The sequence below is a fragment of the Aureimonas endophytica genome, assembly GCF_014642635.1.
GTDB lineage: Bacteria > Pseudomonadota > Alphaproteobacteria > Rhizobiales > Rhizobiaceae > Plantimonas > Plantimonas endophytica.
This window is the reverse complement of record NZ_BMIQ01000002.1, coordinates 252,583-277,748: the sequence shown is the minus strand read 5'-3', so window position 1 is coordinate 277,748 and position 25,166 is coordinate 252,583. Positions and strand designations below refer to the sequence as shown.

Here is a 25,166-nt window from a genome sequence, read left to right as displayed (position 1 = left end):
TTTCGCATTAGCCCATCGGAACTCGCGCCAGAGGTCGGGCGGGGCGTTCAGTGCAAGCGCTTCGGCCGCGTGTCGATGATGTCGAGCGCCACCGTACAGGCGTCCAGAAAGGCCTGACGGTCGAGATCGGGATGCGCCTTGCGGAACCGGCGCACCAGTTCCTCGGGATCGTCCTCCTCGATCTCGTCGACGAGGCGAAGCACGGTGATGATCGGGTCTTCGCTCGCCAAGGCCGCGTCTCCTTCCGCGAGCGATCTGGCGCCCGCGCCGCCGGAGGGAATGGCGTCCGGCGCTCAGCCGAGGCTGCGGTGCTCGGCCGTCGCGCCCTGCCGCGGCGCGCCGCCCGACAGGAGACGCAGCGTCGCCGCCGCGTCGGCCGGCCGGCCGTAGAGATAGCCCTGCCCGCGCTGGCATCCCCGCCCGGCGAGAAAGGCCGCCTGTTCGGCGGTCTCCACCCCTTCCGCCGTGACGCGCATGCCGAAACTCGACGCCAGTTGCAAGATCGCGTCGACCAGCTTGCGGCTTTCGGCATTGCCCGGCAGGGCCTGGACGAAGCTCTTGTCGATCTTCAGCTTGTCGAAGCGCAATTCGCGCAGATGCGACAGGCTGGAATAGCCCATGCCGAAATCGTCGAGGGCGAGCGTCGCGCCGTTGAGCCGCAGCACCGACATGGCGGCCTTGGCGAGCTCGTAGTCGTCGAGGATCGCGTCCTCGGTCAGCTCGACCTCCAGGCGATGCGGATCGAAGCCGCCGGCCCGCACCGCCTCGATGAGGCGATGGGCCAAAAGGGGCTCGCGCAGCTGGCGCGGCGAGATGTTGATCGCCAGACGAATATGAGCCGGCCAGTCCGCCGCGTCGGCGACGGCCTGCCGCAGGAGGGCGAGGGTCATCGGGGTGATGAGGTCGCATTCCTCGGCGAGCTCGATGAACTCCGCCGGCGCCAGCACGCCGTCGCTCGGATGATGCCACCGGGCGAGAAGCTCGAAGGCGACGAGCTCGCCGCCGGCGAAGGCGACGATCGGCTGGTAATAGGGGCGGATCTCCTGGCGCTCGATGGCGAGCTTCAGTTCCGCCTCGCGCTTGCGGCGGGCGCGGGCGCGATCCTCCAGATCGGCGGCGAAGAAGCGGATGCAGCCGTCCCGGCCGTGCTTGGCCTGGTACATCGCGAGGTCGGCGCCCTGCAGCAGCGTGTCGGCATCGGTGCCGTGATCGGGGCAGAGGGCGACCCCGATGCTGACGCCGACATTGAGCTGGCTTCCCTGCCAGTCGAGCGGCTGGCGGATGCGCTCGGCCAGATTCGCCAGCGTCGCGCGAAGCTCGGCGGGCGACAGGCCCGGCACCACGGCGGCGAACTCGTCGCCGCCGAGCCGGGTGATCAGGCCGTCGCGGCCGATGACGTCGTGCAGCGCCGTTCCCACCATCGCCAGCACCGCGTCGCCCGCCAGATGGCCATGGACGTCGTTGATCGCCTTAAAGCGGTCGAGATCGATCAGGAGCACCGCGAAGGACGACCGCCCCTCGGCGGCGGCGAGGATGGCGGCGCGCATGCCCTCGATCAGGGCGCGCCGGTTGCCGAGTCCGGTCAGGGGATCGGTCATCGCCTGGCGCGCCAGCGCCTCCTGCTCCATCCGGCCGCGCGTCAAAAGTCGCGCGACGAGATGGGCGACGGCGAAGACGAGGACGAGAAGGGCCAGCGTCGCGAGCGCCTGCAGCGGCAGATGCGACGACCATTCCCTGAGGATCAGCCGGTTCGGCCGCCGGACGATCAGGCGATAGGGCAGCGGCTCGACCCGCCGCTCGATGCTGAGACCCTCGAAGGCGGCGGCGGGGTCGAAGCCGCCATAGCGCAGAAGCGAGGCTCCGTCCTCGCCGCGCAGCTCGACCTCGATGCCGCGCCCGGTGTCGAAGGTCGTGTAGGTCTGGCGGAAATAGGCTTCCGGGATGGTGGCGGCGACGACGCCCCGCTCGATCCCGTCGAGACCTTCGACGCGCCGGCTGACGACGATGCTCGGCTCGACGGCCGTCGTCTTCGTCAGGCCGAACGGCTCGGCGTCGCGCGCGAGCGGCCGGCGGAAGAAAGGCTCGCGCATGACATTGCGGTGCAGGCCCGCCTCGCCGAGGGACGAGGCCAGAACCCAGCCGCCGCTCTCGGCGAAGAGGATCTCGCGGATGCGCGTCGTGGCGGCGGACACGGCGGCGATGTCCTCGCTGACCGTCTTCATCTGGTCCATCGTGCCGTCGCTCTTCTGGAGCGAGCGGGCGACGCCGGTGAGGATGGCGTTGGACAGCTCGATGCTGTTGCGCATGTGCCGGACGACGCCGCTGGAAATGCTGTCGAGATCCTCCTGCGCGTCGCGCAGCGCGTCCTGGCGTCCGGCGAGGATCGTCATGCCCGAGGTGACGACGATCGCGAGAGCGATCACCACGGCGATCGCCCGGACAAGTCGCTGGCCTTGGATGCGGCGTGGGGCGAGCATGGGAACAACTGACAGAGAAGCGCCGCGACGAATTCTACGGGCGAATCGTCAAGATTTGGCTGCGATGCCCGGCCTGCGGCGATTCGCCGGGACCGCTCCCGCCGCCGCGCCGCGCCCCGCGCCCGTCCGATCCGCCGGACCGGCCTCTTCCGGCGGCGTGCGGCTTAATCGATTTTTGGCCGCCCTCCCTACATTTGACCGATTCCAAGCTCTTGCATTCGCGCGCGCGATGACCTTTTACCTTGCCGTAGGGTGCGCCGCGGCAAGAGCTCCGCCACGGGCCGTCCCGAGGAGCCTTCATGTCCGACGCGAAACTGACACGCCCCCTGTCGCCGCACCTCACCGTCTACCGCTTCCGCCCGACCATGGCGGTGTCGATCATTCACCGCATCACCGGCGGCGCGCTCTATTTCGGCACGATCCTCGTCGTCTGGTGGCTGGCCGCCGCCGCGAGCGGCCCCGAGGCCTTCGCCTGGGCGTCCTGGTTCTTCGGCTCGATCCTCGGCCGCCTCGTCCTCTTCGTCTATTCCTGGGTGCTGATCCACCACATGCTGGGCGGCATCCGCCATTTCATCTGGGATACCGGGCACGGGCTCGCCAAGGAGACCTCGACCAAGCTCGCCCTCGCCAATGTCGCGGGCTCGGCCGGTCTCACCGTCCTGCTCTGGCTCGCCGTCGCGATCTTCTGAGGAGAGTCATCCATGAGGATGCGCACCGACCTTTCCCGTGTCCGCGGCCTCGGCGCCGCCCATGACGGCACGGGCCATTTCTGGCACCAGCGCCTGAGCGGCATCTCCAACGCCGTGCTGCTCACCCTGTTCGTCATCATCCTCGTGGCGCTGCACGACGGCACCTATCCGGATGTGCGCGCCGCGCTCGGCCATCCCTTCGTCGCCCTGGTGATGGCGCTGACCATCGTCTCGGCCACCTTCCACATGCGGCTCGGCATGCAGGTGATCATCGAGGACTACATCCACGGCCATCTCCGGGTGCCGCTGCAGATCCTCAATACGTTCTTCGCCATCGTCGTCGCGGCCGTCGCGCTCATGGCGATCGTGAAGCTGACCTTCGGAGCCTGAGAACCATGGTCCAGTCCGACACGCCGAGCGGCGGCCAGCCGCATCGCACCGTCCTGCCGCAGGCCAAGGCCTATCAGTTCGTCGACCACACCTTCGACGTCGTCGTCGTCGGCGCCGGCGGCTCGGGGCTGCGCGCCACGCTCGGCGCCGCCCAGGCCGGCCTCAAGACCGCCTGCATCACCAAGGTCTTCCCCACCCGCTCGCATACGGTCGCCGCGCAGGGCGGCGTCGCCGCCTCGCTCGGCAACATGGGCAAGGACGACTGGCGCTGGCACATGTACGACACCGTGAAGGGGTCGGACTGGCTGGGCGACCAGGACGCGATCGAATATCTGGTGCGCGAGGCGCCAGCCGCCGTCTACGAGCTCGAACATTTCGGCGTGCCCTTCAGCCGCACCGAGGACGGGCGCATCTATCAGCGGCCCTTCGGCGGCATGACGACGGAATTCGGCGAAGGCCCGGCCGCCCAGCGCACCTGCGCCGCCGCCGACCGCACCGGCCACGCCATCCTGCACACGCTCTACGGCCAGTCGCTGCGCTATTCGTCGGAATTCTTCATCGAATATTTCGCCATCGACCTCATCATGGACGAGGAAGGCGCCTGCCGGGGCGTCGTCGCGCTCTGCATGGACGACGGCACGCTGCACCGCTTCCGGGCGAAGAAGACCATCCTCGCCACCGGCGGCTACGGCCGCGCCTATTTCTCGGCGACCTCTGCCCATACCTGCACCGGCGACGGCAACGCCATGGTGCTGCGCGCCGGCCTGCCGCTGCAGGACATGGAATTCGTGCAGTTCCACCCGACCGGCATCTATGGCGCGGGCTGCCTCATCACCGAGGGCGCGCGCGGCGAAGGCGGCTATCTCACCAATTCCGAGGGCGAGCGCTTCATGGAGCGCTACGCCCCCTCCGCCAAGGATCTCGCCAGCCGCGACGTCGTCTCGCGCTCCATGACCATGGAGATCCGCGAGGGTCGCGGCGTCGGCAAGAACAAGGACCACATCTTCCTGCATCTCGACCATCTCGATCCGAAGATCCTGGCCGAGCGCCTGCCGGGCATTTCGGAATCGGCGCGGATCTTCGCCGGCGTCGACGTGACGCGCGAGCCGATCCCGGTCCTGCCGACGGTCCATTACAACATGGGCGGCATCCCGACGAACTATCACGGCGAGGTGCTGACCAAGAAGAACGGCAATGCCGACACCGTGGTGCCCGGCCTGATGGCCGTCGGCGAGGCGGCCTGCGTGTCCGTGCACGGCGCGAACCGCCTCGGCTCCAACTCGCTGATCGACCTCGTCGTCTTCGGCCGCGCCGCCGCGCTGCGCTGCGCCGAGACGGTGGCGGCCGGCGAGAGCCACGAGCCCCTCCCCGCCGATGCCGGCGACAATTCCCTCGCCCGGCTCGACCGCTTCCGCCACGCCTCCGGCGGCACCTCGACGGCGGAGCTGCGCGACCGGATGCAGCGCACGATGCAGTCGAACTGCGCCGTGTTCCGCACCGGCGAGGTGCTGGAAGAGGGCCATACCAAGATCCACGAGGTCTGGCATGGCTCGGAGGACATCGCGGTGAAGGACCGGTCGCTGGTCTGGAACACCGATCTCATCGAGACGCTGGAATATGACAACCTGATCAGCCAGGCGGTCGTGACCATGGATTCCGCCCTCGCCCGCCAGGAATCGCGCGGCGCCCATGCCCGCGAGGACTTCCCCGACCGCGACGACCAGAACTGGATGAAGCACACCCTGTCCTTCTGCGACACGGTGAACAAGACCATCACGCTGGACGACCGGCCGGTGCATACCTACACGCTGTCGAACCAGATCGAGTACATCAAGCCGAAGAAGCGGGTGTACTGAAGCCTTCGCCTCGAACGCCAACGGCCCGCAAAAGCGGGCCGTTTTCGTTTCCGGGAGAGCCCTGCGGATCGAAGATCGAGACCGGTCAGAGACCGGTCCCGATCCTCACGCCCGACAGGCTCAGCGGCTGTAGACCGCGGTAATATGGGCCTTGGCGATCGTGTTCGCGCCGATCATGTAGCCCGCCAGCGCGTTGCTCGGGTTCGCCGGCAGATCCAGCGTCTCGACCGACAGCGCGTGAATCGTGAACACGTAGCGATGCACTTCGCCCGCCGGCGGGCAGGCGCCGCCGAAGCCCTTGGCGCCATAGTCGTTCGCGAGTTCCAGGGCCTTGGCCGGCATCGCGCCCTTGCCGCTCGCCGCCGCTGCCAGCGAGGAGATCGAGGCCGGAATGTCGACGACGTTCCAATGCCACCAGCCCGAACCCGTCGGCGCATCGGGATCGTAGGCGGTGATCGCGAAGCTCTTCGTGCCGACGGGGGCGCCCGACCATGCGAGGTCCGGCGAGACGTTTCCGCCTTTGCAGCCGAAGCCCTCGAAGACCTGATCGGAGGAGAGCGGCCGACCCTCGGCGACCGACGTGCTGGTGAGCTTGAAGTCCTCGGCGCCGGCGGCGCCGGTCATCGCGCCGGCAAATGCCAGCGCCGCGAGAAAAGTGGTGCGAAACATGATGGGCCTCTTGGTCAGGGGTGCAGGTCGCTGCACCCGAGGCATAGCGCCCCGGCCACGCGGGCGCTTTCGCCCACCGCTCAGAGACTATCGGGAAACGCTCAATCCTGCGTCGACCGGATCTGACGCGGCGTGATGCCGAACCGCTCCCGAAAGGCCTCGGAGAAGTGAGACGGCGTCTTGAAGCCGCATTCCAGCGCGATCCGCGACACCGGCACGGCGGTCGTCTGGAGCAGGGCAAGCCCGCGCTCCAGACGGGTATTCGACAGAATCCTGGAAAAGCCGAAGCCGGATCGGGCAAGCCAGCGGCGGAAGGTCGCCTCGCTCATCGCGAAATGCGCCGCCACTTCCGGTTGGCGCCAGGGACGAGACAGATCGACCTCGATCAGCCGCCGCACCCGGGCGAGCGGAAGATCGGCGTCTCCAGCCGACAGGCGCACCCCCGCCTCGCGCAGCCAGACCAGCGGCTCCAGAAGCCGATGCCGCCGGATCGCGGCCGGCAGGGTCGGGTCCGCCAGCGTTTCCTTGACCAGGGCGAGGACGGTCTCCGGCCGGTGCGGGTCCGAGCGCAGGATCTGGACGCCGCTTCGGCTCGACCGGACGCTGTGTCCGGCGAAGACCGCGTCGGCCAGGGCATGCGGGAAGCTCAGGCCCTCGGCGCGGTAGCCGTCGTTCATCACGGGACGATTCTCCATCGTCACCATCGAATGCGGCGGGAAGATCATCACGTCGCCGGCTTCGCCGAACAGTTCGCCGCCGACGGGACAGACGATCCGCTTCGACCCGGTTCGAATGAAGACCAGGAGACTTCGCTCGATGTAGAGATCGGTGAAGATCGCCCGCGTCGCCTGCGTGACCGGCAGGAGGGCGATGTCGGTATCGAAGGCCTCGATCGGAGCCGTCACGACCGGGGACCCTCGCACCGAAACCATCTCCCGGCGGCCGTGGGCGCCGACCGCGTCACCGCGCCTCAGGCCTCCACGAGTTCGAACCGGTCGACATCCACCAGCCCCTTGTCGGTGATCTTCAGATGCGGGATCACCGGCAGGGGCAGGAAGGCGACCTGGAGGAAGGGTTCGGGCAGGACGACGCCGAGGCTCTTCGCGGCGTGGCGGAGGGTCACCAGCGTCGCGGTGATCTCCTCGTAGGGCTGGAGGCTCATCAGGCCGGCGACCGGCAGGGCGATCGAGGCGAGCACCTTTCCGCCCTCCGCCACGACGAAGCCGCCCTCCATCGCGCCGAGCGCGTTCACCGCGACGGCCATGTCCGCCTCGTCGGCCCCGACCACCGTGATATTGTGGCTGTCATGGCCGACCGAGGAGGCGATCGCCCCGCGCTTCATGCCGAAGCCATGGACGAAGCCAACGCCGATATTGCCGTTGACGCCGTGGCGCTCGACCACCGCGACCTTCACCGCGTCCTGGTCGAGATCGATCCGCCGCTCGCCATTGTCATAAGGAAGCTGCATGTCGTGGCGGAGCGTGATGATCTTGCCGGGCACGACGCCGATCACCGGGGTCGAGGGACCAGAGCCCTTCGCCCGGAAGTCCTCCGGCCCGACGCGGCGCGCCTTGACGCTTCGCCGCCCGATCGGCGCGACGGCGGCGCGGCCCGCGAAGAGGGCGTCCTCCACCATCCGCCCGCCGGCGACGACGCCGGAAACGCGGCAATCCTCCAGATCGTCGAGAAGGACGAGATCGGCCCGCTGGCCCGGCGCGACGAGGCCGCGATCCATCAGCCCGAAGGCCCGCGCCGCCGACCAGGAGGCGGCGCGATAGGCGGCGAGCGGCGGGGCGCCCAGGCGGATCGCGGTGCGGATGATGAAGTCGAAATGCCCTTCCTCGTGGATGTCGAGCGGGTTGCGGTCGTCCGTGCAGAAGGCGAGGAAGGGCGAGGTGCGCTCGGTGAGGATCGGCGCGAGCGCGTGGAGATCCTTCGAGACCGAACCCTCGCGGATCAGGACCGTCATGCCCTTGCGCAGCTTCTCCATCGCCTCGTCCGGGCCCGTCGCCTCGTGCTCGGTGCGGATGCCGGCAGCGATATAGCCGTTCAGCGCGGCGCCGCGCAGCAGCGGCGCGTGGCCATCGACATGGCGGCCGTGAAAGAGGGCGAGCTTCGCCATGACGCCCGGATCGCGCATCAGGACGCCCGGAAAGTTCATGAACTCGGCGAGGCCGATCACCTTGGCATGGTCCATGAAGGGCTTCAGATCCTCGGCGCCGATGCGCGCGCCGGAGGTTTCGAGATGGTCCGTCGCCGGCACGCAGGAGGAGAGCTGGACGCGCAGATCCATCGCCATGGTCTCCGCATTGGCGAGGAACCAGTCGAAGGCGGCCGTGCCGAGCACGTTCGCCATCTCGTGCGGGTCGCAGATGCCGGTGGTGACGCCGCGCGGCAGCACGCAGCGCTCGAATTCCTGCGGCGGCATCAGCGAGGATTCGACATGGAAATGCGTGTCGACGAAGCCGGGCACGACGATCCTGCCGCCGGCATCGATCTCGCGGGCGCCGCGATAGTCGGTCGAGAAGGTGCCGACGATGCGCTCGCCGACCACCGCGATGTCGGAGGCGACGAGTTCGCCGGTGACGAGATCGAGGAAGTGGCCGTTCTTCAGGACGAGATCGGCCTCGGCCGTCCCCTGCCCCGCCTCGATCGCCCGCCCCAGAAACTTCGCTGCGTCCATGGCCGGCCTCCTCGGCTTCGAAATGCGGCGCCCTCAGGCGGCGGCCGCCACCCCTTCTCCTAGAGGCTTCGCGGCGCCTTCGGAAGCCGGAGCCTCGATGATCGGGCCGGCGAAGCGCGTGCAGTCGCGCCCGTCGCGCTTGGCCCGGTAGAGGGCGCGGTCGGCGGCGGCGATCAGCTCGTACCAGTCCGGCGCGCCGAGACGCCCGGCCGCGACGCCGAAGCTAGCGCGCAGCGGAACGTCGACGGCGCCGTCCGCGATGCGGAAGGGCTGGGCGGCGAGCGCGCGCCGCAGCCGCTCCGCCACGCGCATGGCGAAGGCGGGCTCGGCGCCGGGCAGGAGGATGGCGAATTCCTCGCCGCCGAAGCGCGCCACCATGTCCCCCGGTCGCGCGGCCTGCCGAAGAAGGCCGGCCACCAGCCGCAGGGCGTCGTCGCCCGCCTGATGCCCATAGGTGTCGTTCACCACCTTAAAGTGATCGACATCGGCGATGACGAGGCAGGCGCCGACCGGCGCGCCCGCTTCGACCGCAAGGCCGCGCCGATCCAGCGAACGGCGATTGGCGACGCCGGTGAGCGCGTCGGTTTCCGCCTGCCGCCGAAGCTCGGCCATGGCCGCCTCGCGCTCGGCGAGCCGCTGGCGCAGCACGCCGAGCGAGGCGAAGAGATGGCGCAGCTCGCCGCGACGGGCCGCCATCGGGCCGACCTCCGGCGCGTCGCCCGCCGCGAGCGCGATCACCGCCGCATGGGCCGCGAGCAGCGGCTGGAGGACACCGAGCCGCAGCCAGACGAGCAGCGCCGCGAGCAGCGCCAGGACGCCGCCGGCCCCGAGCCCGACCAGGACGAGATAGCGCAGCGCCGCATGGCGCTTGGCCGCCGCCTCGCCGACCATCAGGTCGAGATAGGCCTGCCGCAGGTCTTCGATCGGCTTCAGGGTCGGCACATAGGTGGCGGTCAGCCCGTCGATGTCGAGCGAATAGTCGGCGCGCCCCGTGCCTTCGGCGACGAGGCGGGCGATGAGCGGCAGGCCCTTTTCCAGCGCGTCGCGCTCGATCGCCTCGGCGAGCGGCGCCAAAGCCGAGCCGGGCCCCAGCGCCGCCTGCTGGCGCAAGAGACCCCAGAGTTCCCTGAGGCGGCCCCGCGTTTCGGCGATGGCGGTCAGCTGCGCGGCCGCCAGCGGCTCGCGCCGCGCCAGCGACGGCACGACGAGCGAACCGAGGCGCCCGCCATATTCGCGCATCTCGCTCGCCGCGTCGGTGACCATCGCATGGCCGACGAGATCGGGATTGCGCCGGCCGAGCGCGCCGATCTCCCATTGCACGACCTGGCGGAAGGCATCGTAGGCCGCGAACATGCCGCCGATCGCGAAGCGGAGATCGGCGCTGGTGCGCCACCCGTCCGGCGCGGCGGCGACCCGGTCGACCTCGCGGCGGCCGTTCGCGAGCACCATGCGCGCCAGCTCGATCAGCCGGCGCGTCGTCGCGTCGTCGCCCCGCGCCCCGTGGATGCGGTCCTCCGCTTCGGCGAGATCGTCCAGCGCCCGGTCCGTCGCCGTCCGAGCCTCCGCCAGCCGCATCGTGGCCTCGGGATGCCCGGGCCCGAGGGACATGGCGCGATTGGCGGGTCCGCGCTCGACCGAGATCCGGTTCACCGCTTCGAGCACATGGCGGAAATGGCCGAGATCCTCGAAGTCCCGGCCGGCGTCGGAAAAAGCCTGCCAGACGGGCGCGAGGGCGCCCGCCGTCAGCAGCAGCAGGCCGACCGCGATGGCGGCGGAGGCCAAAGCGAGCCGGCCGCCGAGGCCGGCCCGCAGATCGCCGTCCCGCGGCAAGGTCAGTCGGATGGTTTTTCTCACGAGCCTTCATTCGCCGAGTCGCGCTGCAAATGCTCATTGCACAGCAACGTAAAATTTCCCTTTGTCCGGCTATGGCAGGGCTGAAGGCGGACGCGGCGGGGTTTCCGGCGAAGGTCCGCTTTCAAACGATTCGCGCGGAACGCTGCGCGGCTTTGCCGCTTCCGTTTTGCATCGCACCCTTCTATGTCTGGACCCGTTCCAAACTGCGAGCCGGTTAATCCTCAGATGGTCGAGCTAACCCTTCCGAAAAACTCTCAGATCACCAAGGGCAAGGTGTGGGAGAAACCGGCGGGCGCCAAGAACGTCCGCGAATTCGCGATCTATCGCTGGTCGCCTGACGACGGCCGGAATCCGCGTCTCGACACGTTCTATGTCGACACCGACGATTGCGGCCCGATGGTGCTCGACGCGCTGCTCTGGATCAAGAACAAGGTCGATTCGACCCTGACGCTGCGCCGCTCCTGCCGCGAAGGCATCTGCGGCTCCTGCGCGATGAATATCGACGGCGGCAACACGCTGGCCTGCACCAAGGGCATGGACGAGGTGGCCGGCGCCATCAAGATCTATCCCCTGCCGCACATGCCGGTGATCAAGGATCTCGTGCCGGACCTGTCCGTGCCCTATGCGCAGCTGCGCTCGATCGAGCCCTGGCTGAAGACCGAGACGCCGGAGCCGGAAAAGGAATGGCGCCAGAGCCATGCCGACCGCGAGAAGCTGGACGGCCTCTACGAGTGCATCCTCTGCTTCTGCTGCCAGACCTCCTGCCCCTCCTATTGGTGGAACGGCGAGCGCTATCTCGGCCCGGCCGTGCTGCTCCAGGCCTATCGCTGGCTGATCGATTCGCGCGACGAGGCGACGGGCGAGCGCCTCGACCAGCTCGAGGACCCGTTCCGCCTTTATCGCTGCCACACGATCATGAACTGCACGCAGACCTGCCCGAAGGGGCTGAACCCGGCGAAGGCCATCGCCGAGATCAAGAAGATGATGGTCGAGCGGCGCGTCTGACGCCGCCGGCCCGACGCGATCCGGCGCCCGGCCGCTAGCGGCGCGCCGTCGCGACGAAGGCGCGCAGCCGCCCTTCGATCGCATGGGTGCCGAAGCGCTTCGCCAGCGCCTCGGCGGCGCAGTCGGTCGCCTCGTCCAGCTTGGCCGCGTCGCGGGCCTCGATCTCGGCCCGGAGCGGCGTGCCCTGGCAGAAGGCGAGCGCCGCGTCGCGGGCGCTCTCCGCATGGCTGCGCGCCTCCACCGTCTCGATGGCGATGTCCTCGAAGCCGGCGCCTTCGAGATCGGCGCGGATGGCATCGGGCTCGGCATAGCCATGGGGGACGCGCGCGATGAAGCGCGGCGGATCGCCCGGAAAGACCTCCGCCACCGCCTCGTGAACGGTCCGCGCGAAGTCGTTGGCGGCAAGCTCCGCCCAGACGCTGAAGAAGAGGCGCCCGCCGGGCCGCAGCACGCGGCGCGCCTCGCGATGCCCCGCCACCTTATCGGAGAAGAACATCGTGCCGAACTGGCAGACCACCGCGTCAAAGCTCGCCGCCTCGAAGGGCAGCGCCAGGGCGTCGGCCGCCTGCCAGACGACCCGTGCCGGCGCCGCGCCATGCGCCCGGGCCTGATCGAGCATCGCCTGGTTGAGATCGGTGGCGACGAGGCGAGTGTCCGGCAGCCGGGCGCGTAAGGCGCGGGTGACGACGCCGGTGCCGGCCGCCGTCTCGAGCACGTCCCGAGGCGCCGATTCGGCCACCCGGGCGGCGAGATCGAGCGCATAGGGCTCGAATAACAGCGGCACGAGCCGCCGGGCATAGACCTCGGGGATCGGCCCCGCGAAACTCACGTCCTTCATCGCCGCCTCCCGCAGCCATCCTGGACGGCGGGGATTCTAGCACCATGCCGGGCGTCGTCCAAGCGGCGGGCGCCCGGCGCTTCGTTCGTCGTCAAACCGAACGGGTGATGCCGCCGTCGATGCGGATGTTCTGGCCGGTGATGTAGGAGGAGCGGTCCGAAGCGAGAAAGGCGACGAGCTCCGACACTTCCCCGACCCGGCCGTAGCGCCCCATCGGGATCTGCCGCACCCGCGCCTCGTTCGCCGGAAAGCTGTCGATGAAACCGGGCAGGACATTGTTCATCCGCAGCCCGGCCGCCGCATGGGCGTCGGCGAAGAGCTTGGCATAGGAGGCGAGGCCGGCCCGGAACACCGCCGAGGTCGGAAAGGCGGGGTCCGGCTCGAAGGCGGCGAAGGTCGAGATATTGACGATCGAGCCCGCCTTCTGCGCCTCCATCGCCGGGCGCACCAGCCGCGTCGCCCGAATCATCGGCAGGAGATAGGTGTCGAGCCCTTCGTGCCAGTCGGCATCGGACAGCTCCGTCAGCGCGCCGCGCGGCCCGTGGCCGGCGCTGTTGACGAGGGCGTCGATCCGGCCCCAGCGCCGCAAGGCGCCGTCGACCAGCGCTTGGAGATCCGCCTCCGAGCGGTTCGAGCCGGTGACGCCGATCCCGCCGAGCTCCGTCGCCAAGGCCTCGCCCTTGCCGGACGAGGACAGGATTCCCACTTCGAAGCCGTCGGCCCGCAGCTTGCGGGCGGCATCGGCGCCCATGCCGCTGCCGCCGCCGACGATCAAGGCAACCTTCGTGACCATGCGTCTTTCCCTCCGATCCGCTATGGAGACCTAGCGGCCCGCGCCGGGCCGGCGGATTGGGACATAGGCCGAAGCGGCGGCGACGTGAACGAGCGACACGAACCATCGATCATGGAGGACCTGTTCGGGCCGGCGCGCGTCGTGCCCGTGCTCGTGCCGCTGCCGACCGATCGCCCCTATTCCTATGTCGTGCCGGAGGGCATGGCGGTGGAGCCCGGCTCCATCGTCCAGGTGCCGCTCGGGCCCCGGCAGGTCGCGGGCGTCGTCTGGGACGAGGCCCTGCCGCCGGAGGCGATCGACCCGAAGAAGCTCCGGGCGATCACCCATGTCTTCGACTGCCCGCCGCTGACGCCCGACATGCGCCGCTTCATCGACTGGGTGTCGGACTATACGATCTCGCCGCCCGGCCTCGTGGTGCGCATGGCGCTGCGCGCGCCGACCGCCTTCGACCCCGAACCCTGGATCGAGGGCCTGGAGCCGACCGGAACGCGCCCGGACAAGCTGACGGCGGCGCGCGCCCGCGTGCTCGACACGGCCGCCGAGGCGGAGGCCTGGTCGCGGCCGGGCCTGGCGCGCGCGGCGGGGGTCACGGCCTCCGTCGTCGACGGGCTGGTGAAGCTCGGCGCCTTTCGCGCGGTGCGCCTGCCGCCGCCGCCCGTCGTCGCGCCGCCGGACCTCCGGCACGGCCGCGCCGCGCTGTCCGACAGCCAGCGCGCGGCCGCCGAGACTCTCGGCGCGACGGCGAAGGCCGGCGGCTTCTCGGTGACGCTGCTCGAAGGCGTCACCGGCTCGGGCAAGACGGAAGTCTATTTCGAGGCGGTGGCGGCGGCGCTCGAAGCGGGCCAGCAGGTGCTCATCCTCCTGCCCGAGATCGCGCTGACCCAGGCCTTCATCGACCGCTTCCAGGCCCGCTTCGGCACGGAGCCGGCGCAATGGCATTCGGACCTGCCGCCGAAGACGCGCGAGAAGGTCTGGCGGCAGGTGGCGGACGGCCAGGTGCGCGTCGTCGCCGGCGCGCGTTCCTCGCTGTTCCTGCCGTTCCGCGAGCTCGGCCTCCTCGTCGTCGACGAGGAGCACGACCCCGCCTACAAGCAGGAGGACCGCACCTTCTACCACGCGCGCGACATGGCGGTGGTGCGCGGCCATATCGGCGGCTTTCCGGTCATGCTCGCCTCCGCGACGCCCTCGCTGGAAACGCGGGTGAATGCCGCCGCGGGCCGCTACGGCCATGTCCGGCTCGGCGCGCGCTTCCGGGAGGCGGCGCTGCCGGACCTCGCCCTCGTCGACATGCGCAGCCATCCGCCGGAGCGCGGCTGCTTCGTCTCGCCGGTGCTGCGGACGGCTATCCGCGAGACCGTCCTGCGCGGCGAACAGGCCCTTCTCTTCCTCAACCGGCGCGGCTACGCGCCGCTGACGCTCTGCCGCTCCTGCGGCCATCGCTTCGAATGCGCCGACTGCTCGGCCTGGCTAGTCGATCACCGCTTGCGCGGCCAGCTTCAGTGCCATCATTGCGGCTTCTCGCGGCCGCGCCCCGAAGCCTGTCCGGCCTGCGGCACGCTCGACCATCTCGTCGCCTGCGGGCCGGGGGTCGAGCGCATCGCCGAGGAGATGCTGGAGACCTTCCCGGACGCGCGCACCATTCTTCTGTCCTCCGACCTCGCCGGCGGGCCGCGCCGCCTGCGCCGCGAGCTCGACGCCATCGCCGAGGGCGAGGCCGATATCGTCATCGGCACGCAGCTCGTCGCCAAGGGCCACCATTTTCCGAAGATGACGCTGGTCGGCGCCGTCGATGCCGATCTCGGACTGTCGAACGGCGATCCCCGCGCCGCCGAGCGCACCTTCCAGCTGCTGCATCAGGTGACGGGCCGCGCCGGGCGCTCCGGCCTGCCGAGCCGCGGCCTGATCCAGACCTATCAGCCGGAGCATCCGGTGATGCAGGCGATCGCCAGCGGTTCGGCCGGCGCCTTCTACGAGCGCGAGACGCTGGAGCGCGAGCGGGCCGGCCTGCCGCCCTTCGGCCGGCTGGCGGCGGTGATCGTCTCCGCCGACGCCAAGCGCGAGGCCGAGATCCATGCGCGGGCGCTGCGCCGCGCCGCGCCGCAGGATGCGGGCATCGAGGTGCTTGGACCCGCCGAGGCGCCGCTCGCGCTGGTGCGCGGGCGCCACCGCTACCGCCTGCTGGTGCTCGGCACCCGGCAGGCCCGCATTCAGGGCTTCCTGCGTGCGATGCTCGCCACGGCGCCGGCACCGCGCGGCACCGTGCAAGTGCAGATCGACGTCGACCCCCAAAGCTTCCTTTAGGACACTTATGATTTTATTAATCTCAAGCTGAAATCGCTTGAGTAATCCCGCCCCCTTTGCCTTTGACTCTTCACCACCACCTATGATTATTGACAGCGTCAGTCGGAGTGCCGAGCCACCGGGAGCAGCGCGATGAAACCCAGCGGATCAGCCTCGGCCGGCAGGCTCGAGGGCATTCAGCTGCTCCGCGCCCTGGCCGCCCTCGCCGTCGTCTTCATCCATTCGATCACCCGGATCTCCGTCACCTTTCCCGACAAGGCGGGCGGCTCGCTCTTTCTGACGATGCGCGGCAATCAATGGACCTTCGGCGATGCCGGGGTCGATATCTTCTTCGTCATCTCGGGCTTCATCATGCTCTATGTGCATGCCGGGGATTTCGGGAAGGCCGGCGCGGTCGGCGAGTTCCTACGCCGCCGCGTCTTGCGCATCGCCCCGATCTACTGGCTCCTCACCTCGCTCGGCGTCGCGCTCCTGGTCGCCGGCCCCGACCTCTTCGGCCATCCGCGCGGCGGCCTCGACCTCGCCTGGATCGCCGGCTCCTACCTTTTCCTTCCCCTCCCCTCGCCGGAGGGTCCGATCTCGCCGGTGCTCGGCGTCGGCTGGACGCTCAACTACGAATTCTTCTTCTACGGCCTCTTCGCGGTCGCGCTGCTGATGCCGAGAAAACCTGGCCTCCTCGGCCTCGGCGCCGTGCTCTGCGCCCTCGTCATCGCCGGCACGATCCTGCGGCCCACGCATCCGACGCTCACCTTTCTGACGAGCTGGCTGCTGCTCGACTTCCTCGGCGGCGTCGCCATCGCCTGGTGGGTGCTGGCGGGCGGGCGGCTCGATCCCCTGACGCGCCGGGCCTTTCTCGGTCTCGGCCTCTTCGCGCTCGCCGTCACCGTCTACTGGCCGCCGCACGAGGCGGGACCGGCGCGCTTTCTCGCCTGGGGCTTTCCGGCGATGCTGGTGGTGCTCGCCCTCTACGACCGCCCGCTGCCGCGCCATGCCGGCGGCCGGCTCCTGCGCCTTCTCGGCGACGCCTCCTATTCGATCTATCTGTTCCAGGTCTTCGCCCTGCCCGGCTGGGCGAAGGTGATGGCGAAGCTCGGGCTCGGCATCCTGCCCTTCGAACTGGCCGTTCTCGTCCTCGTCGCGCTGGTGACGGCATCGGGCGTCGTCTGCTGGTACGTTCTGGAGCGCCCGCTCGGCCGCCTCCTGCGCGATCCGCGCCCGCGCCCCGCGCCGAAGCTGCGCGCCGCCGGCCGCCCGGCCTGACGGAAGACCCGTCCGAGGCGCAACGGACGGTTTACCCGATTCGGCGATCGCGCTAGGGAGCGGCCTCCTGCCGAAGAGAGCGCCATGCTGGAACTCGCCCTGCCCGAAACCAATGCCGAACTGCTGCCCTTCGTCGCCGGCGCGGTGACGGCGCTGATCGGCGTCTTCGCCCTGTTCCTGCCGCGCACCTTCCTGCGCGCGCTGCGCCTCCAGGCGGCGCCGCTCCATCCGGAAGGCGCCGGCGAGGCGCGTTCGATCATCGGCGGCTTCTATATCGGCAACGGGCTGATGACGATGCTGCTCTTCGACCAGCCCTATGTGCAGCTGATGCTGGGCGGCGCCTGGGCGCTTGCGGCCTTCGGCCGGCTGGTCGCCATGCTGTCGGACAAGGGCGGCACGATCCTCAACGCCCTCCTCCTCCTTCTTCAGCTGGCGCTCGCCGCCATGCCGCTCGCGGCGGCCTTTAACCTCATCCCCAATTGACCGGCCGTGCCGCCTCGCAGAAAGCGGCAAAAGCTTGGCGCGGAGCCAGCTTACGGCGTTGTCGAGCCGAAAGGGCTATGCTAGGAGGGCCGTGCCCTTAGGAAGGGATGGCCGGCGGCGCGACGTCCGCTGGGAGGATCAGCAAACGATTCAAGCACTTGGCAGTCGCACCCTGCCTGATGCTCGAACGCAGCAGGAAGAGAAGCGCGTCTCCGTGGCTACATCATCCTCTCCGGTTTCCGGAGTCGCAGAACGCTACGCCCTGTCCCTTTTCGAACTCGCCCGCGACGAGGGCCAGATCGACAGCGTCGAGTCGGAGCTGACCCAGTTCGGTCGCGCCATCGACGAGAATTCCGAGCTGAAGGCTTTCGTCGAAAGCCCGCTCTTTTCGGCCGAGGATCAGGTCGCCGCCGTCTCCGCCATCGTGGAGTCCAGCCGGCCGAGCCCGCTCACCGGCAATTTCCTGAAGGTCGTGGCGGCAAACCGGCGGCTCTTCGCGCTGCCCGGCATGATTCGCGGCTTTCAGCAGATGGCCGCCGCCCATCGCGGCGAGGTCGAGGCCGAGGTGACGAGCGCCCAGCCCCTCGACGACAACCAGCGTCGGGAGCTTGGCGAGACGCTGGGCGCCTACGCCAAGAAGACCGTAACGATGCGTGAGACCGTCGATCCGGCGATTCTCGGCGGCCTGATCGTGAAGATCGGGTCGCGGCAAATCGACACGTCGCTCCGCACCAAACTCAATTCGCTCAAGCTCGCGCTGAAAGAGGTCCGCTGATGGAAATCCGCGCCGCGGAAATCTCCGCAATCCTGAAGAATCAGATCAAGAACTTCGGCAATCAGGCGGAAGTCTCCGAGGTCGGCACGGTTCTCTCCGTCGGTGACGGCATCGCGCGCGTCTACGGGCTCGACAGCGTCCAGGCGGGCGAGATGGTCGAGTTCCCGGGCGGCGTGCGCGGCATGGCGCTGAATCTCGAGCACGACAATGTCGGCGTCGTGGTCTTCGGCTCCGACCGCGGCATCAAGGAAGGCGACACCGTGCGCCGCACCGGCGCCATCGTGGAAGTGCCGGTCGGCAAGGGCCTGCTCGGCCGCGTGGTCGACGGTCTCGGCAATCCGATCGACGGCAAGGGCCCGATCGAGGGCGCCGAGCGCCGCCGCGTCGACGTGAAGGCGCCGGGCATCATCCCGCGCAAGTCGGTGCACGAGCCGATGTCGACCGGCCTCAAGGCCATCGACGCGCTGATCCCGATCGGCCGCGGCCAGCGCGAGCTGGTGATCGGCGACCGCCAGACGGGCAAGACCGCCATCCTGCTCGACACCTTCCTCAACCAGAAGCCGGCCCATGACGAGGGCCGCACCGGCGACCAGCTCTACTGCATCTATGTCGCGGTCGGCCAGAAGCGCTCGACGGTGGCGCAGTTCGTGCGCACGCTCGAAGAGCGCGGCGCGCTGCAATATTCGATCGTCGTCGCCGCCACCGCCTCGGACCCGGCGCCGATGCAGTATATCGCCCCCTTCGCCGGCTGCGCGATGGGCGAGTATTTCCGCGACAACGGCATGCATGCCGTGATCGGCTATGACGACCTGTCGAAGCAGGCCGTCGCCTATCGCCAGATGTCGCTGCTGCTGCGCCGTCCGCCGGGCCGCGAGGCCTATCCGGGCGACGTGTTCTACCTGCATTCGCGCCTTCTGGAGCGTGCCGCCAAGCTCAACGACGATCTCGGCGCCGGCTCGCTGACCGCCCTCCCCGTCATCGAGACGCAGGCGAACGACGTGTCCGCCTATATCCCCACCAACGTGATCTCGATCACCGACGGCCAGATCTTCCTCGAGACCAACCTCTTCTACCAGGGCATCCGCCCGGCGGTGAATGTCGGCCTCTCGGTGTCGCGCGTCGGCTCGGCCGCGCAGGTCAAGGCGATGAAGCAGGTCGCCGGCTCCATCAAGGGCGAGCTCGCGCAGTATCGCGAGATGGCGGCCTTCGCGCAGTTCGGCTCGGATCTCGACGCCGCGACCCAGCGCCTCCTCAACCGCGGCGCGCGCCTGACGGAACTGCTGAAGCAGCCGCAGTTCTCGCCCCTGAAGACGGAAGAGCAGGTGGCGGTGATCTTCGCCGGCACGCAGGGCTATCTCGACAAGCTCGCCGTCAACCAAGTCGGCGCCTTCGAACAGGGTCTCCTCGCCTCGCTCCGCACGGAGCACAAGGAGATCCTGGAGACGATCGCCCGCGAGAAGCAGCTTTCGGACGACACGCGCGCCAAGCTCAAGGCCGCTCTGGACTCCTACGCGAAGTCCTTCTCCTAAGACCGACGCGAAGATACCGGAGACCAGCCGCCGATGGCGTCCCTAAAGGACCTGCGCAATCGCATCGCCTCCGTGAAGGCGACGCAGAAGATCACCAAGGCCATGCAGATGGTCGCGGCGGCCAAGCTCCGCCGGGCGCAGGAGGCGGCCGAGGCCGCGCGGCCCTATTCGGACCGCCTGGCCTCCGTCATCGCCAATATCGCGAGCGCCACGGAAGGCGAGGCGCCGGCCCTCATGGCCGGCACCGGCAAGGAGGATCGCCACCTCCTCGTCGTCTTCACCTCCGATCGCGGCCTTGCCGGCGGCTTCAACGCCCAGATCGTGCGCCTCGTGCGCGAGCATGTCCGTCGCCTCGAGGCGGCGGGCCGCAAGGTCGAGATCCTCACCGTCGGCCGCAAGGGCTACGACATGCTGCGCCGCGACCAGGGCGGCAAGATCGTCGACCGCATCGAGCTGCGCGACGTGAAGCAGGTCGGCTTCGACACGGCCGAGGGGATCGCCGAGAAGGTGCTGGACCGCTTCGCGGCCGGCGGCTTCGACGTCGCGACCATCTTCTTCTCCGAATTCAAGAACGTGATCACGCAGGTCCCGACGGCGCGGCAGGTCATTCCCGCCGCCGTCGAGGCGCCGGCGGCCGACGCGCAGCGCGGTCCCTCGCTCGTCTACGAATACGAGCCGGATCCCGCCGAGATCCTCGCCGATCTCGCGCCGCGCAACATCAAGGTGCAGGTCCTGCGCGCGCTTCTGGAGAACGCCGCCTCCGAACAGGGCGCGCGCATGAGCGCCATGGACAATGCGACCCGCAATGCCGGCGACATGATCAACCGCCTGTCGATCTCCTACAACCGGCAGCGCCAGGCCCAGATCACGACCGAACTCATCGAAATCATCGCGGGCGCGGAAGCGCTCTGACGAGACCGGAAGGAACGATCCTTATGTCCGACACCTTCACGATGTCCCAAAGCCAGGGAACCGATTCCAAGCTGAAGGGCCGCGTCGCGCAGGTCATCGGCGCCGTCGTCGACGTCGAGTTCGACGGCCATCTGCCCGAGATCCTGAACGCGCTCGAAACCAACAACAACGGCAATCGCCTCGTGCTGGAAGTCGCCCAGCATCTCGGCGAGAACACCGTCCGCACCATCGCCATGGATCTTTCCGAGGGTCTGGTGCGCGGCCAGGAAGTCGTCGACACTGGCGCGCCCATCGAGGTGCCGGTCGGCGACGCCACGCTCGGCCGCATCATGAACGTCATCGGCGAGCCGATCGACGAGATCGGCCCGATCCAGTCGGAGACGAAGCGCGCCATCCACCAGCCGGCTCCGCCCTATATCGAGCAGTCGCCGGAATCGCAGATCCTCGTCACCGGCATCAAGGTCATCGATCTCCTCGCCCCCTATGCGCGCGGCGGCAAGATCGGCCTGTTCGGCGGCGCCGGCGTCGGCAAGACCGTGCTGATCCAGGAACTGATCAACAACGTCGCGAAGGCGCATGGCGGCTATTCCGTCTTCGCCGGCGTCGGCGAGCGCACCCGCGAGGGCAACGATCTCTATCACGAGATGATCGAGTCGGGCGTGAACAAGGACCCGCACGAGAACAACGGCTCGGCCGCCGGCTCCAAGGCCGCGCTGGTCTACGGCCAGATGAACGAGCCGCCGGGTGCCCGCGCCCGCGTCGCGCTGACCGGCCTCACCATCGCGGAACATTTCCGCGACCAGGGCCAGGACGTGCTGTTCTTCGTCGACAACATCTTCCGCTTCACCCAGGCGGGTTCGGAAGTGTCGGCGTTGCTCGGCCGCATCCCCTCGGCGGTGGGCTACCAGCCGACGCTCGCCACCGACATGGGCGCGATGCAGGAGCGCATCACCACGACGACCAAGGGCTCGATCACCTCGGTGCAGGCCATTTACGTGCCCGCCGACGATCTGACCGACCCGGCGCCGGCGACCTCCTTCGCCCATCTCGACGCGACGACCGTGCTCAACCGGGCGATCTCGGAAAAGGGCATCTACCCGGCGGTGGATCCGCTCGATTCCACCTCGCGCATGCTGTCGCCGATGATCCTCGGCGAGGAGCATTACGAGGTGGCCCGCAAGGTGCAGGCGACGCTGCAGCGCTACAAGTCGCTGCAGGACATCATCGCCATCCTGGGCATGGACGAGCTGTCCGAAGAGGACAAGCTGACGGTGGCGCGCGCCCGCAAGATCGAGCGCTTCCTGTCCCAGCCCTTCTTTGTCGCCGAGGTCTTCACCGGTTCGCCGGGCCAGCTCGTGCCGCTGGAGGACACGATCCGCTCCTTCAAGGGCCTCGTCGAGGGCGAGTACGATCACCTGCCGGAAGCCGCCTTCTACATGGTCGGCTCGATCGATCAGGCGATCGAGAAGGCCAAGAAGCTGACGCAGGGCTGAGCCATGACGGAGACGGGTCTCGACCTCGCGGCTGCCGTGAACGAGACCTGTCCCTGGTCGGGGAAGCCGGTCGCGCCGGATTCCCTCACCCTCTACAAGGGCGCGGTGGTCGGATTCTGCAATCCGGGCTGCCGCGACAAGTTCCAGACGGCCGTCGAGCATTTCGAGGCCGCACTCGACAGGTCCAAGACCCATGGCTGACAGCTTCCCGTTCGAACTCGTCTCCCCGGAACGCCTCCTCGTCTCGGAAAGCGTGACGGCGGTGATCGCCCCGGCGAGCGAGGGCTATCTGACCGTCATGGCCCGCCACGCGCCGCTGATGACGACGCTGAAGCCGGGCGTCGTCACCGCGACCCTCGCCAGCGGCACGGAACGGCGCTTCTTCGTCCAGGGCGGCTTCGCCGACATCTCACCGGACGGCTTCACCCTTCTCGCCGAACACGCGACGCCGGTGGAAGAGCTGAACGGCGCCGCCCTCGACGCGCAGATCCGCGATGCCGAGGAAGACGTGCGCGACGCTTCGAACCCGGACGACAAGTTCAAGGCCGAGCGCAAGCTCGCCAACCTCAAGGATGCCCGCGCCGCGCTCGGCATCTGATCCGCGCGGCATTGTCCTGTCGCAGGCGACCAAGGCGGGCTCGGCCCGCCTTTTCTTTTGGACAGCGGCCGCACGGCACGGTTTCGTCGCATTCGGCGTGCTTTGAAGACGGGGAAGCCCGACGCGGCGATTCGGCGCTCCCGCCCGCCGCGTGGCGCTGAGACTCCCGCACCGCATCCGATCGAGGTCCCGTCTTGCGCTCCATTCTTCGCGCCGCCTTCCTGGCTTTCGCCATGGTCAGCTTCGCGCCGCTCCTGGCGGAGGCGGCCAGCGTCCAGAACGTCGTCGTTTCCACGGCGGAGGACGGCGCGCCGACGCAAGGCAGCTTCGCCCTCGATACGCCGGAAATCTTCATGCGCGCCGATCTCGTCGACGTCGCGCCGGGCTCGATCGTCACCGTGACTTGGCTCGCGCTCGACACCGGCCCGAACAACCCGCCGAATTTCAGGATCGATCAGGTGGCGCTGCGCGTCGGCGAGGTGGGCCGCCGGGTGCGGGCCTCCCTCCCCCGCCCGGGCGCCGCCTGGCAGGCGGGCACCTATCGCGTCCGCCTGTCGTTGAACGGCCAGACCCTGCAGCGCATCGACTTCACCATCGGCTGAACAGCCGGGCGGCGCGGCTCACGCGCCAAACGGGCCGCGTCCCAAACGCGGCCCCTGCACTTCCGCACGGCGTCGAACGCCTCGTCAGACCAGCTCGAAGCGCCGAAAGCCGCCGATCACCACTTCGTAGACGGCGCGCTTGAACGGGACCACGAGTTCCAGGACTTCGTCCATCGGCTTCCAGGCCCAGGCATCGAATTCGGCCGGGTGGTCACCGGGCGGCGGGTCGATCTGGATCTCGCTCTCCTCGCCCTCGAAGCGGAAGGCGAACCATTTCTGGCGCTGGCCGCGATAGCGGCCCTTCAGCGCGATGCCGACCAGTTGCGGCGGCAGGTCGTAGGTCACCCAATCCTCGCTCTCGCCGATGAGCGAGACGCTCTGGATGCCGGTCTCCTCGAAGAGCTCGCGCTTGGCCGCCGGCAGCGGGTCCTCGCCCTCGTCGATGCCGCCCTGCGGCATCTGCCAGAGCGCCGTCGCGCCCTCCATCTCGCCCTTCGGCTCGACCAGCCGCCGGCCGACCCAGACCTTGTTCTCGGCGTTCAGCACCATGATGCCGACGCAGGGGCGATAGGGGAGCGTCTCGAACTCGATCGGGGCGATCATGGCGGCCATCCGTTCCTGTTGTGGCGATGGACTATCGCGCGGCACCGGCCGAAGGCAACCGCGGAGCCCGGATTCAGCGCCAGGGCTGGAGGATCACAGCGGCGAGCGCCGGCAGCAGCGCCGCCGGCATGATGAGAAGGCCGAGCTTCAGGAAGCGCAGCGCGCCGAAGGACAGGTTCTCGCGTCGCAGCGCCGAGAGCCAGAGGATCGTCGCCAGCGAGCCGGTGACGGAAAGGTTCGGCCCGAGATCGATGCCGATGAGGATCGAGTCCACCACCGGCCCCGGCAGATGCGCCGAAGTGGTGAAGGAGCCGGCGACGAGACCGAGCGGCAGATTGTTCGTCACATTCGAGCCAAAGGCCGCCACCGCTCCGGCGATCAGGGCACCAAGCTGCGGCGCGGCGTTGAGCGGGCCTTCGAACGAGCGGGTCAGGAGGGTCTGCAACCCGCTGAGCTCCAGCGCGCGGACGATGACAAAGAGACCGGCGACGAGGAGAAGCGTGTCCCAGGACACGCCCTTCACGAGGGCCAGCGGGTTCGAGCGCTCGCCGAGCACCACGGCGAGAGCCGTCGCGGCGCCGGCCAGCGCCGTCGGCCAGCCGAGGTCGAAGCCGAGACCGGAAGCGAGGAGAAGCACGAGCGCCGCGACGACGAGGCCGGCCGCCGCGATGCGCCCGCCCCGTGACAGGGTCGGAATGGCGATCTCGCTGCTGGTGCGTCCCTGGAGGTCGTTCCGCTGCGTCCAGCGCAGCGCGAGAAAGGTGATGACGATCGCGAGCAGCGAGGGCAGCGCGAAGCGCGCCAGCCATTCGCCGAGCGGCGGCATGTCCTCGCCGAAGACGACGAGATTGGCGGGATTGGAGATCGGCAGGACGAAGGACGCCGCGTTGGCGACGAAGGCGCAGATGAGAAGGTAAGGCACCGGCGTCGCGACCGAGGCCGCCCGGGCGACGGCGGCGACGGCGGGCGTCAGCACGACGGCCGTCGCGTCGTTCGACAGGAAGACGGTGACGATCGTGCCGATGAGATAGACGAGGACGAAAAGCCGCTGCGGCGAGCCCTTGGCGGAGCGCGCCGCATGGGCGGCGAGATAGTCGAACAGCCCTTCGCGCCGCGCCACTTCGGCCAGCAGCATCATGCCGGCGAGAAACAGATAGACGTCGGTGCCCGACGCGATGCCGGTGCCCACCTCGCGTAGCGGCAACAGGCCGAGGACCGGGAGAAGGGCCGCGCCGATGACGGCGAAGATCCATTCCGGCACCGAGAAGGGGCGCAGGATCACCCCCGCCACCGCCAAGGCGCAGATCGCCCAGGTGAGGTCGTTCGAATTCAGGACGGACATGGGAACTCTGGAAA

General features: G+C 69.0%; 24 protein-coding genes. 14 read left to right on the top strand and 10 right to left on the bottom strand.

The window, feature by feature from the left end:
• Positions 1-47: 47 nt before the first annotated feature.
• Positions 48-230 carry a hypothetical protein gene (locus tag IEY14_RS07615; RefSeq protein WP_188907620.1) on the bottom strand — a complete coding sequence of 61 codons (183 nt, stop codon included), beginning with the start codon at positions 228-230 and terminating at the stop codon, positions 48-50.
• Positions 231-293: 63 nt separating this feature from the next.
• Positions 294-2,426 carry a putative bifunctional diguanylate cyclase/phosphodiesterase gene (locus IEY14_RS07610; RefSeq protein WP_188907619.1) on the bottom strand — a complete coding sequence of 711 codons (2,133 nt, stop codon included), beginning with the start codon at positions 2,424-2,426 and terminating at the stop codon, positions 294-296.
• Positions 2,427-2,776: 350 nt separating this feature from the next.
• On the opposite strand from IEY14_RS07610, the gene sdhC reads away from it, so the two are divergent.
• The 3 genes from sdhC to sdhA are packed head-to-tail and all read left to right on the top strand — an operon-like array spanning position 2,777 to position 5,412.
• The gene (sdhC, locus tag IEY14_RS07605; protein WP_188907618.1) at positions 2,777-3,166 is read left to right on the top strand and encodes a succinate dehydrogenase, cytochrome b556 subunit; all 390 of its coding nucleotides are present in this window, start codon (positions 2,777-2,779) and stop codon (positions 3,164-3,166) included.
• A 12-nt stretch (positions 3,167-3,178) separates the two neighbouring features.
• The gene (gene sdhD, locus IEY14_RS07600) at positions 3,179-3,556 is read left to right on the top strand and encodes a succinate dehydrogenase, hydrophobic membrane anchor protein (protein ID WP_188907617.1); all 378 of its coding nucleotides are present in this window, start codon (positions 3,179-3,181) and stop codon (positions 3,554-3,556) included.
• Positions 3,557-3,561: 5 nt separating this feature from the next.
• A complete protein-coding gene (gene sdhA / locus IEY14_RS07595) occupies positions 3,562-5,412 on the top strand; it encodes a succinate dehydrogenase flavoprotein subunit (protein ID WP_244639382.1) in 1,851 nt (616 codons plus the stop codon).
• A gap of 120 nt (positions 5,413-5,532) precedes the next feature.
• Here the strand turns inward: sdhA and IEY14_RS07590 are convergent, their stop codons facing one another.
• The 4 genes from IEY14_RS07590 to IEY14_RS07575 form a co-directional block, all read right to left on the bottom strand.
• Positions 5,533-6,081 (bottom strand): YbhB/YbcL family Raf kinase inhibitor-like protein, encoded by a 549-nt coding sequence (locus tag IEY14_RS07590; protein WP_188907616.1) that lies wholly within the window; start codon positions 6,079-6,081, stop codon positions 5,533-5,535.
• A 101-nt stretch (positions 6,082-6,182) separates the two neighbouring features.
• A complete protein-coding gene (locus IEY14_RS07585) occupies positions 6,183-6,986 on the bottom strand; it encodes a helix-turn-helix transcriptional regulator (RefSeq protein ID WP_244639381.1) in 804 nt (267 codons plus the stop codon).
• Between the two features lie 65 nt (positions 6,987-7,051).
• Positions 7,052-8,764 carry an adenine deaminase gene (gene ade, locus IEY14_RS07580; RefSeq protein WP_188907614.1) on the bottom strand — a complete coding sequence of 571 codons (1,713 nt, stop codon included), beginning with the start codon at positions 8,762-8,764 and terminating at the stop codon, positions 7,052-7,054.
• 33 nt (positions 8,765-8,797) lie between these two features.
• Positions 8,798-10,618, bottom strand: a complete 1,821-nt coding sequence (locus tag IEY14_RS07575; protein ID WP_188907613.1) for a GGDEF domain-containing protein — start codon at positions 10,616-10,618, stop codon at positions 8,798-8,800.
• Between the two features lie 225 nt (positions 10,619-10,843).
• Here IEY14_RS07575 and IEY14_RS07570 point away from each other — a divergent pair, with 225 nt between their 5' ends.
• Positions 10,844-11,623: a succinate dehydrogenase iron-sulfur subunit gene (locus IEY14_RS07570; protein WP_188907612.1), complete on the top strand. Its 780-nt coding sequence runs from the start codon at positions 10,844-10,846 to the stop codon at positions 11,621-11,623.
• Between the two features lie 34 nt (positions 11,624-11,657).
• On the opposite strand, the gene IEY14_RS07565 is transcribed toward IEY14_RS07570, so the two are convergent.
• Both IEY14_RS07565 and IEY14_RS07560 read right to left on the bottom strand, forming a co-directional pair.
• Positions 11,658-12,461, bottom strand: coding sequence for a class I SAM-dependent methyltransferase (locus IEY14_RS07565; RefSeq protein ID WP_188907611.1), 804 nt, complete (start codon positions 12,459-12,461; stop codon positions 11,658-11,660).
• A 91-nt stretch (positions 12,462-12,552) separates the two neighbouring features.
• Positions 12,553-13,254: an SDR family oxidoreductase gene (locus tag IEY14_RS07560; RefSeq protein WP_188907610.1), complete on the bottom strand. Its 702-nt coding sequence runs from the start codon at positions 13,252-13,254 to the stop codon at positions 12,553-12,555.
• Positions 13,255-13,365: 111 nt separating this feature from the next.
• Here IEY14_RS07560 and IEY14_RS07555 point away from each other — a divergent pair, with 111 nt between their 5' ends.
• From IEY14_RS07555 to IEY14_RS07510, 10 genes are all read left to right on the top strand, one after another.
• Positions 13,366-15,555 carry a primosomal protein N' gene (locus IEY14_RS07555; RefSeq protein ID WP_188907609.1) on the top strand — a complete coding sequence of 730 codons (2,190 nt, stop codon included), beginning with the start codon at positions 13,366-13,368 and terminating at the stop codon, positions 15,553-15,555.
• A 132-nt stretch (positions 15,556-15,687) separates the two neighbouring features.
• Complete coding sequence (locus IEY14_RS07550; RefSeq protein WP_188907608.1) at positions 15,688-16,815, top strand: acyltransferase family protein; 1,128 nt, start codon at positions 15,688-15,690, stop codon at positions 16,813-16,815.
• An 84-nt stretch (positions 16,816-16,899) separates the two neighbouring features.
• The gene (locus IEY14_RS07545; protein ID WP_188907607.1) at positions 16,900-17,298 is read left to right on the top strand and encodes an AGROH133_08824 family phage infection protein; all 399 of its coding nucleotides are present in this window, start codon (positions 16,900-16,902) and stop codon (positions 17,296-17,298) included.
• 214 nt (positions 17,299-17,512) lie between these two features.
• On the top strand, positions 17,513-18,073 hold the full coding sequence (locus tag IEY14_RS07540) for a F0F1 ATP synthase subunit delta (RefSeq protein ID WP_188908101.1): 561 nt from the start codon (positions 17,513-17,515) through the stop codon (positions 18,071-18,073).
• Entirely contained in the window at positions 18,073-19,602 is a 1,530-nt protein-coding gene (atpA, locus tag IEY14_RS07535; RefSeq protein WP_188907606.1) for a F0F1 ATP synthase subunit alpha, read from the top strand. Before IEY14_RS07540 ends, atpA begins: the two co-directional genes overlap by 1 nt.
• Positions 19,603-19,635: 33 nt before the next feature.
• Positions 19,636-20,514, top strand: a complete 879-nt coding sequence (locus IEY14_RS07530) for a F0F1 ATP synthase subunit gamma (protein WP_188907605.1) — start codon at positions 19,636-19,638, stop codon at positions 20,512-20,514.
• A 23-nt stretch (positions 20,515-20,537) separates the two neighbouring features.
• Entirely contained in the window at positions 20,538-22,007 is a 1,470-nt protein-coding gene (gene atpD / locus IEY14_RS07525) for a F0F1 ATP synthase subunit beta (protein ID WP_280515028.1), read from the top strand.
• A 3-nt stretch (positions 22,008-22,010) separates the two neighbouring features.
• Positions 22,011-22,208, top strand: a complete 198-nt coding sequence (locus IEY14_RS07520) for an eL24 family ribosomal protein (RefSeq protein WP_188907604.1) — start codon at positions 22,011-22,013, stop codon at positions 22,206-22,208.
• On the top strand, positions 22,201-22,605 hold the full coding sequence (locus tag IEY14_RS07515; RefSeq protein ID WP_188907603.1) for a F0F1 ATP synthase subunit epsilon: 405 nt from the start codon (positions 22,201-22,203) through the stop codon (positions 22,603-22,605). Before IEY14_RS07520 ends, IEY14_RS07515 begins: the two co-directional genes overlap by 8 nt.
• Positions 22,606-22,799: 194 nt before the next feature.
• Positions 22,800-23,207, top strand: a complete 408-nt coding sequence (locus tag IEY14_RS07510; protein WP_188907602.1) for a hypothetical protein — start codon at positions 22,800-22,802, stop codon at positions 23,205-23,207.
• Between the two features lie 84 nt (positions 23,208-23,291).
• Here the strand turns inward: IEY14_RS07510 and IEY14_RS07505 are convergent, their stop codons facing one another.
• Both IEY14_RS07505 and IEY14_RS07500 read right to left on the bottom strand, forming a co-directional pair.
• Positions 23,292-23,810 (bottom strand): RNA pyrophosphohydrolase, encoded by a 519-nt coding sequence (locus IEY14_RS07505; protein ID WP_188907601.1) that lies wholly within the window; start codon positions 23,808-23,810, stop codon positions 23,292-23,294.
• Positions 23,811-23,883: 73 nt separating this feature from the next.
• Positions 23,884-25,152: an arsenic transporter gene (locus IEY14_RS07500; RefSeq protein WP_188907600.1), complete on the bottom strand. Its 1,269-nt coding sequence runs from the start codon at positions 25,150-25,152 to the stop codon at positions 23,884-23,886.
• Positions 25,153-25,166 lie beyond the last annotated feature (14 nt).

What these genes read in the sequence shown, in the direction of transcription:
- sdhC (WP_188907618.1), top strand. Translation starts at nt 2,777, where the DNA reads ATGTCCGACGCGAAACTGACACGCCCCCTGTCGCCGCACCTCACCGTC.
- sdhD (WP_188907617.1), top strand. Translation starts at nt 3,179, where the DNA reads ATGAGGATGCGCACCGACCTTTCCCGTGTCCGCGGCCTCGGCGCCGCC.
- sdhA (WP_244639382.1), top strand. Translation starts at nt 3,562, where the DNA reads ATGGTCCAGTCCGACACGCCGAGCGGCGGCCAGCCGCATCGCACCGTC.
- IEY14_RS07590 (WP_188907616.1), bottom strand. Translation starts at nt 6,081, where the DNA reads ATGTTTCGCACCACTTTTCTCGCGGCGCTGGCATTTGCCGGCGCGATG.
- ade (WP_188907614.1), bottom strand. Translation starts at nt 8,764, where the DNA reads ATGGACGCAGCGAAGTTTCTGGGGCGGGCGATCGAGGCGGGGCAGGGG.
- IEY14_RS07570 (WP_188907612.1), top strand. Translation starts at nt 10,844, where the DNA reads ATGGTCGAGCTAACCCTTCCGAAAAACTCTCAGATCACCAAGGGCAAG.
- IEY14_RS07565 (WP_188907611.1), bottom strand. Translation starts at nt 12,461, where the DNA reads ATGAAGGACGTGAGTTTCGCGGGGCCGATCCCCGAGGTCTATGCCCGG.
- IEY14_RS07560 (WP_188907610.1), bottom strand. Translation starts at nt 13,254, where the DNA reads ATGGTCACGAAGGTTGCCTTGATCGTCGGCGGCGGCAGCGGCATGGGC.
- IEY14_RS07555 (WP_188907609.1), top strand. Translation starts at nt 13,366, where the DNA reads ATGGAGGACCTGTTCGGGCCGGCGCGCGTCGTGCCCGTGCTCGTGCCG.
- IEY14_RS07550 (WP_188907608.1), top strand. Translation starts at nt 15,688, where the DNA reads ATGAAACCCAGCGGATCAGCCTCGGCCGGCAGGCTCGAGGGCATTCAG.
- IEY14_RS07545 (WP_188907607.1), top strand. Translation starts at nt 16,900, where the DNA reads ATGCTGGAACTCGCCCTGCCCGAAACCAATGCCGAACTGCTGCCCTTC.
- atpA (WP_188907606.1), top strand. Translation starts at nt 18,073, where the DNA reads ATGGAAATCCGCGCCGCGGAAATCTCCGCAATCCTGAAGAATCAGATC.
- IEY14_RS07530 (WP_188907605.1), top strand. Translation starts at nt 19,636, where the DNA reads ATGGCGTCCCTAAAGGACCTGCGCAATCGCATCGCCTCCGTGAAGGCG.
- atpD (WP_280515028.1), top strand. Translation starts at nt 20,538, where the DNA reads ATGTCCGACACCTTCACGATGTCCCAAAGCCAGGGAACCGATTCCAAG.
- IEY14_RS07520 (WP_188907604.1), top strand. Translation starts at nt 22,011, where the DNA reads ATGACGGAGACGGGTCTCGACCTCGCGGCTGCCGTGAACGAGACCTGT.
- IEY14_RS07515 (WP_188907603.1), top strand. Translation starts at nt 22,201, where the DNA reads ATGGCTGACAGCTTCCCGTTCGAACTCGTCTCCCCGGAACGCCTCCTC.
- IEY14_RS07505 (WP_188907601.1), bottom strand. Translation starts at nt 23,810, where the DNA reads ATGATCGCCCCGATCGAGTTCGAGACGCTCCCCTATCGCCCCTGCGTC.
- IEY14_RS07500 (WP_188907600.1), bottom strand. Translation starts at nt 25,152, where the DNA reads ATGTCCGTCCTGAATTCGAACGACCTCACCTGGGCGATCTGCGCCTTG.